The organism is bacterium (genome assembly GCA_018812485.1).
GTDB lineage: Bacteria > JAHJDO01 > JAHJDO01 > JAHJDO01 > JAHJDO01 > JAHJDO01.
The window spans coordinates 55,006-62,392 of record JAHJDO010000005.1 but is presented as its reverse complement, the minus strand read 5'-3'; the positions used below and the strand labels follow the sequence as shown (position 1 = coordinate 62,392).

General features: G+C 37.4%; 7 protein-coding genes. 4 read left to right on the top strand and 3 right to left on the bottom strand.

Annotated features, from left to right (window positions below):
* The first annotated feature begins 63 nt into the window (after positions 1–63).
* From KKC91_00460 to KKC91_00450, 3 genes are read left to right on the top strand one after another with little or no spacing between them, the layout of a single operon-like run.
* A complete protein-coding gene (locus KKC91_00460; protein ID MBU0477030.1) occupies positions 64–1,254 on the top strand; it encodes a homocysteine biosynthesis protein in 1,191 nt (396 codons plus the stop codon).
* Positions 1,255–1,257: 3 nt separating this feature from the next.
* Positions 1,258–1,665 (top strand): 4Fe-4S binding protein, encoded by a 408-nt coding sequence (locus tag KKC91_00455; protein ID MBU0477029.1) that lies wholly within the window; start codon positions 1,258–1,260, stop codon positions 1,663–1,665.
* Positions 1,666–1,689: 24 nt separating this feature from the next.
* On the top strand, positions 1,690–2,589 hold the full coding sequence (locus tag KKC91_00450; GenBank protein MBU0477028.1) for a DMT family transporter: 900 nt from the start codon (positions 1,690–1,692) through the stop codon (positions 2,587–2,589).
* Positions 2,590–2,593: 4 nt separating this feature from the next.
* Here the strand turns inward: KKC91_00450 and KKC91_00445 are convergent, their stop codons facing one another.
* The 3 genes from KKC91_00445 to KKC91_00435 are packed head-to-tail and all read right to left on the bottom strand — an operon-like array spanning position 2,594 to position 5,319.
* Entirely contained in the window at positions 2,594–3,481 is an 888-nt protein-coding gene (locus KKC91_00445; GenBank protein MBU0477027.1) for an amidohydrolase family protein, read from the bottom strand.
* A 30-nt stretch (positions 3,482–3,511) separates the two neighbouring features.
* Complete coding sequence (locus tag KKC91_00440; protein MBU0477026.1) at positions 3,512–4,492, bottom strand: hypothetical protein; 981 nt, start codon at positions 4,490–4,492, stop codon at positions 3,512–3,514.
* Between the two features lie 17 nt (positions 4,493–4,509).
* Positions 4,510–5,319, bottom strand: a complete 810-nt coding sequence (locus tag KKC91_00435) for an AraC family transcriptional regulator (GenBank protein MBU0477025.1) — start codon at positions 5,317–5,319, stop codon at positions 4,510–4,512.
* Positions 5,320–5,507: 188 nt separating this feature from the next.
* On the opposite strand from KKC91_00435, the gene dxs reads away from it, so the two are divergent.
* Positions 5,508–7,382, top strand: coding sequence for a 1-deoxy-D-xylulose-5-phosphate synthase (gene dxs / locus KKC91_00430; GenBank protein ID MBU0477024.1), 1,875 nt, complete (start codon positions 5,508–5,510; stop codon positions 7,380–7,382).
* Positions 7,383–7,387 lie beyond the last annotated feature (5 nt).

Here is a 7,387-nt window from a genome sequence, read left to right as displayed (position 1 = left end):
GTAACTTATTATTTGAGAAGCAGTTACATTATATCAAGGCTGGAGGGGAAAGTCAAGAAATTAATGTTTGCAACTTCCTGTGTAACAGTGAGTTGTGAATTTTACAGGAGACTAATAAATCAAAGGATAAGGAGGGGAGAAGCAGTAGTTGTAACTGCTGAGGAGATTATTGATATAGTTGAGGAAAAAGGCATAAAAAAGGCTGCAAAAGAAGTAGATGTTGTAACAACAGGTACATTTGCTCCAATGTGCTCTTCAGGTGCTTTTATTAATTTTAAAAATTCAAAACCAAAGATAAAAGCTCAGAAAGTATGGTTAAATGGCATTAATGCATATGCTGGGCTTGCTGCTGCTGATATTTATCTTGGAGTAACAGAGCTTCCTGATGAAGATTTATTGAATAAGGTATTTCCAGGCAGCTTCAAATATGGAGGCGGGCATGTAATAGAGGATTTAGTTGCTGGCAAACCTATAAAACTTAGAGCAATATCTTATGGAACAGATTGCTATCCGAAGAAAGAGCTTAAGACTGTAATAGACATAAAAAGTGTAAACCAGGCTATTCTAACAAACCCAAGAAATGCATATCAGAATTACAATGTTGCGATAAATAAATATTCTGACAGAAACATATACACCTATATGGGAATTCTAAAGCCGAACATTGGCAATGCGAATTACTGTAGTGCTGGACAATTAAGCCCTTTGCTGAATGATCCTTTATATAAGACTATTGGCATAGGAACAAAAATATTTCTCGGAGGAGGAGAAGGATTTGTCTACTGGGAAGGGACGCAGCATAATCCACGTGTTAAAAGAGGAACCAATAGCGTGGTGAGAGCTCCAGCAGGAACTCTCGCTGTAGTCGGAGATTTAAAAGGGATGTCTTCGGAATGGCTGAAAGGCACAAGTATTACGGGGTATGGGGTAACTTTAACTATTGGCATAGGCATTCCAATACCTATTTTAAGCGAGGATATAGTTAAATATACAGCTGTAAAGGATGAGGATATTTACACTCAAATTGTGGATTATAGTAAAGACTATCCTAACGGAGTCAACAAAAGCTATGGCGAGGTTAATTATAAGCAGTTAAGAGATGGACATATAGAGATAGAAGGAAAACAAGTTCCTACAGGTGCATTGTCAAGCTATAATAAGGCAAGAGAAATAGCAAAAATCCTTAAAGATAAGATTAAAAAGGGAAGATTTGAACTGGCAAAACCGGTTAAGTCTCTTTCTTCAGGAGAATAAGCTATGATTAGAAAAAGAGTTGTTTTAACTTTTCCACATGAAGTAGTCAGTCAGCCGGTCGTATATCATCTTGTCAAGGATTATAATTTAATGATAAATATACTCAGAGCCAGAGTTACTCCACAGGAGCAGGGAAGATTAGTAGTAGAAATAAGCGGCAGTAAGAAAGAAATGGAAGCTGGCATGAATTATCTGGCTGAGTTAAATATAGATATTCAGCCGCTTGCACAGGACATTAAATGGCACGAAAGCAAATGTGTCCACTGCACTGCTTGCATACCGCATTGTCCGACAAATGCTATATTCTTAAACAGAGATACAATGAAAGTATCATTTGATAAGCAAAAGTGTATAGCGTGTGAACTTTGTATTCCTGCCTGCCCATATCAAGCAATTGAAATCGTAATTTAGCTAAAGAATAAAAGAGGCGCTTAGATGAAATTAAGTAAAGGCCAGGGGATTGCTTTAATTGTAATTACAGCTTGTATTTGGGGATTTGGCCCGATTTTTGTCCGTTATTTCTCTAAATATCTGGATGTTCATACACAAAATGCCTTCAGGTATCTATCAGGGAGTTTGTCTCTTTTTATAATTGTCTCTATATTTTTCCGCAGCGAATTTAGGCAGTGTTTAAAGGTATGGAAAAAACTGTTTATTACGGCTTTTTTCCTTATTATTATGCAAACCTTCTGGGTCATGGCATTATACCGGGTTTTGCCTGCATTTGTGTCCTTGATTGGGAAAATTAGCATTGTGCTCACTGTAATTGTGTCTTTTATGCTTTTCCCTGAAGAAAGAGAGAGTATTAAAAGCGCAAAATACATTTTGGGGACACTTCTGTGTCTTCTGGGTGTTATAGGAGTAATTTTCTTTAAAGGAGAAGTAACCTCTTTACAGATGAAATGGGGAATTATCTTCATTATACTGGCAAATCTGTTCTGGACATTTTATGCCGTATACGTTCAGAAGACCCTGCGAAATTACAACATAGTGGCTTTTACACCTTTTGTTTTTATAATCAGCGCATTCGTCTTTTTTTTAATGGCACTCATAGAGGGAAATCCTTTAGCAATTATTCATCTTCCTATAAGAGTTTTATTCATCCTGTTTATCTCAGGCCTATTTTGTATTGGACTCGCACATTCAGTATATTACTTTGCAATTCGTGCAACTGGTATTGCCATGGCTTCAAGCATACTCCTGATATCGCCTCTTTTAACAGCAATTTTTTCCTATTTTATTTTTGGTGAGATTCTTACAACAGGACAACTAGCCTCAGGCGCTGTACTCTTGACTGGCGGGTATATTGTTTCCAAGAGTAAAGGGATAAAATAAATCTTTATCCAATTCCTAACTTTAGAACTCTATTCACATTCTGCCAGCTTATTTTCTCAAATGCCTCTTTTGAAATATTCCCTTCTTTATAAGCGTTTCTCAAAAATTCTGCATGACGATGGTCGTTTCTTGGAGATGCAATGTCTGTCCCAAAGAAAAGCTTATCCTGAAATTTCTCAATGAAGGCATATCCAAATTCCGCATCACGCGTTAGGGCATTGTAACCACTGTGTGCTGATATATCTCCATACATGTTAGGATATTCTTTCATAAGTCTGGGAACTGCACCTCCCGGAGTCACCTTACCCTCAGGATACCCTTTTCTGTTTTCGGTCGTTACATCTCCGCTGACCTCTGACCAGAAGGGTTGAGAATGCCCGATAAATATCAAATCAGGGAAGTCTTTCAAGGACTTTTCCAAACGTGGCAGATGTAGATCATCTATAAGACCGTAGCAATTCCCTTTTTGAGGACCAATGTGGAAAAGAAGAGGCATCTGGCTCTTTTCACAGTGTTTAAATAAGTTCTGGACAAGAGGGTCGTCAAAATACAGGTTTGCACATACTTCTCCGACTCCTTTACATCCTTTTTCCTTGTAAAAGAGCAGTTGGCGTGAGAGATCAGCCTCAGGACTATTTTTTTCAGCCCGCGGGTCAATATTACAGAAAGGAATGAACCTGTCAGGATATTTTTCGCAAACATCCATGATATCCTCCACTGTTGAGAATTGCTTTCTGCACTCAGGATTTACTCCAGGCAGAAGAATTCCCTTGTCAACTCCCGTTCTATCCATCATTTCGATCAATTCCTCAGGGGATGCATAATTATCTCCCTTCTCATTCCTTGGAAGGGATTTTTTCCTTGCAGTATGCAGGTGAATATCAATAAACATAGTCTGTCTCCTTTCTTTTTTTATTGTTCTTCAATATTCCATTTCCCGTGCAACATTTAAAAGACGCTTAATTTTTGATTCATCCTCCAGCCTGCTTATAGAGAAACTAATCACATAAGGTTTAGACTTCGCTATTTTGAGATACATTGCTTCAAGCTCATCAGCTGAAAGGTCATGTATATGCCAGGATAAAATACGGGATTGAAATTTACACGGACAATGTTCCTTCAATTGTTCAGGTGTCAGGTACTGGTCAGCACCTGGGTCAAAACATTCCATTTTTAATTCTTCTAAAAATGGTAGGTGTTCTATGCGAAGAAGTTCACTATGGAGACTGCGTTTGATTGCTTTCAGCCCCTGATATAACTGCTCCCAATATGGAACAACAAATTGCCTGAACATGTCTGGATGAAACATTCCAGCAAAATCGTCTGGAAACCCATTACTTTTAAAAGGCTTATCAAGCCGTTTGCTAATTACCTTGGCATAATTTAGAGCACTTTTAACACAAAATTGTAGCAGTTTATGGGCACGTTCAGAATCATCATATGGAAGCATAAGGAAATCATTACCCATAAGTAAGACTGCTGTAGTTATTGGTCCCTCAAGAAGATGGCCAATGAAACTCGGAGAATCTGGATAACGCCTTCTTATCTCATCAGAAATTCGCAATCTTTCTTGAATATATTTGTTTGTAAGATAATCTTCAGGTTCTTTTAACGAATCAATCTCTTCTGGCGAGTGGATTAGAGGTTTAACATTAGGTTCAGAATCTTCAGCAAAAACAACTTCTGCTCCAAGTGCTACAACATGCGGATAACAAAATCCTGCAATCCTGGGTTTAGGAGATTTTACTCCCATCCGTTCTGCCAATGGCTTGATACTTTCGTAAGCTTTATATATAGCATCTACGCTACTATGCAATTCATCCTGCTTGACACCTCCCAACTCAGCCAAAAGACTATCACTAAAACCAAAACTGAATCGTTGTTTTTTCTCTTTTTCTAACATAACTTTTTTCTATTTTCTCAAAATAAGTGATTTAATTCTATCGAGTTTTTTCTGTACCTTAGAGGTGAATACCCTGATATCTTCTTGAACCATCTGCAAAAATAAGCATGATCATCGAAACCAAACTCCTCAGCAAGTATTGATAGAGGTTTATCAGTTTTTGTTAATGTTGCGCATACTCTAGAAAACCTACGTTTCTCCCACAATTTCTGTGGAGACTGTCCAAAAAATCTTCTAAATTTGCGGTTCATCTGACTTACACTTAAGCAGCATAATTCAGCAGCTTCCCCAGCGTTATATCTTATACAATCTTTGGACATAAGTTTTTTATAAGCCTTACTAATTCTGGGGTCTATCGCTGGAGTAACTCTTGGAATAAGTTCATTGGATATCATATGGTGCAGAACTAAATTATGGGCAAGAGAGGCGATTTTTAACTTATCCAGAGATGTAACCTTTGATAGAGAATCCATTTTTCTCAATATTTTTTCAATATAAATAAAATCCTTAGGACTGAAAACGTAAGGAAGCACGGTATGTTCATCTAAAGGACTATCGTCAGAGAGCCATAGTTTGTAGTGAATATTTAGCATTTCAAAATTCGGCAAAATATTTAATGTAAATTTGATAAAAGGCGAAACAGCTATTATAGAGCCTCTCTGAAAATTAAATTTTTGTTCTTTTATGGTAACAGTTCCTTTGCCTTTAGTTATATGCATTATATGTGTATCATCATTTATGTTAATCTTTCCACCAGCCTTCTCCTTATGAAACACATGGCAGAATGATATAAACTGAAACTTGTGATTTAGGAGCATATTATTCATGCAATATTTCTATCTTTTGACTTTTACAAGGTTATGCTAGCATATGCAAGATTGGATGTCTAGGTAAAATATGTGCATAAATTTGACTTATTGGCGCATCTTCAATATGGACTCATACACATGGTTGACTTGATAGTTAGTTTTGGATAAGCTATCAAGACTTTCAAGATGATGAAAAGGCTTTAAAAATGTATTTAGAAAAGATAAAAACTCCAAAAGATTTAAAAAAACTGGATATTAAAACACTTCCTCTGTTGGTCTCTGAAGTAAGAAAACTGATAATCGAAACCGTTTCGCAAACGGGCGGGCATCTCGCTTCAAATCTCGGTGTTGTTGAACTCACGATAGCTCTGCACTATGTCTTTAATTGTCCTGATGATAAGATAATCTGGGATGTTGGGCATCAGGCATATACACATAAAATTCTTACAGGAAGAAGAAACCAGTTTTATACACTTCGGCAATTTGGAGGAATGAGCGGCTTTACAAAAATAGAAGAGAGTGAGTATGACGTTTTCGGCACAGGACATGGAAGCACTTCGATCTCAGCTGCTCTTGGTATGGCGTGTGCGCAAAAATTGACAAGCAATAAAAATAAGCTCATAGCTGTAGTTGGAGACGGAGCGCTTACCGGAGGTATGGCATTTGAGGCTCTAAACCATGCAGGACATATTAAAAAAGATATAATTGTAATCTTGAATAGTAATGAGATGAGTATATCTCATAATGTTGGAGCATGGTCTCAGTATCTGAATAGAATTACGACTAATCCAATATACAATAGAGTTAGAGGTGATCTGGAACTAGTGTTAAAAAGGATTCCAAGATTTGGCAGCCTGTTAGTTGACAGCGCAAAGAAATTAGAAAAAAGTCTTAAGTTGCTTCTTGTTCCAGGAATATTATTTGATGAATTAGGTTTTCGTTATATTGGCCCAATTGATGGACACAATATCCCATTGCTTATAGAAACACTCGATAATATCAAAATCTTTAAAGGTCCTGTATTAGTGCATATATTAACAAAGAAAGGGAAAGGATATAAATTTGCGGAAGAGAATCCCACAAGATTTCATAGCGCAAAACCGTTTGATATTGAAACAGGCATATGGAAAAGTAAAGACGCAGATAAGAAACGCAAAACATATACAGAACTCTTTGGTTCTGCTCTGATCAAATTGGCACAAAAAGATAAAAAAATAGTAGCAATAACTGCGGCTATGCCAGATGGAACAGGACTTAGAGAGTTTGCTCAAAAATTTCCGGACAGATTCTTTGATGTTGGCATGGCAGAGCAGCATGCTGTTACATTTGCAGCAGGCTTAGCTTTAAAGGGGTTAAAACCTGTTTTTGCGGTCTACTCAACTTTTCTTCAGCGCGCATATGATCAGATTTTACATGATGTGTGTTTACAAAAGCTGCCTGTGATTTTCGCAATTGACAGAGCAGGTATAGTAGAAGGAGACGGGCCAACACATCAGGGAGTTTTTGATTTTTCATATCTTTCGATGATCCCAAACATGACGATTATGTCTCCGAAGGACGAGGGTGAATTAGAAAGCATGCTTTCTAAAGCAGTAGAATATAATCAGCCAATTTCTATAAGATATCCAAAGGATTATGCTGCGAAATCCAGTTCCAAGGAACTTGGTTCCAACTCAATTCAAAAGATTGAAATTGGGAAAGGAGAAATATTGAGAGACGGTGCTGATGTTGCGATATTAGCAATAGGAACAATGGTTTATCCAGCTTTAGAGGCAGCAGAAATATTAGAGAAGAAAAACATAAATGTCTCAGTAGCGAATATGAGATTTGTTAAGCCGTTGGATACGGAACTAATTGAGAAAATAGCGTCTCGGATAAAGAAGATCGTAACAGTTGAAGAAAATGTTATTGCCGGCGGATTTGGGATGAGCGTTGCAGAATATGTAGAGACGCAGGATGTTGCGTCTCTACATATTGGATTGCCGGACAAATTTATTGAACAAGGTCCGCGGCATCTCCTGTTGAAAAAGTACAAACTAGATGGTTCTGGTATTGCAGACACTATCCTGAACTGGATTTAGATGAT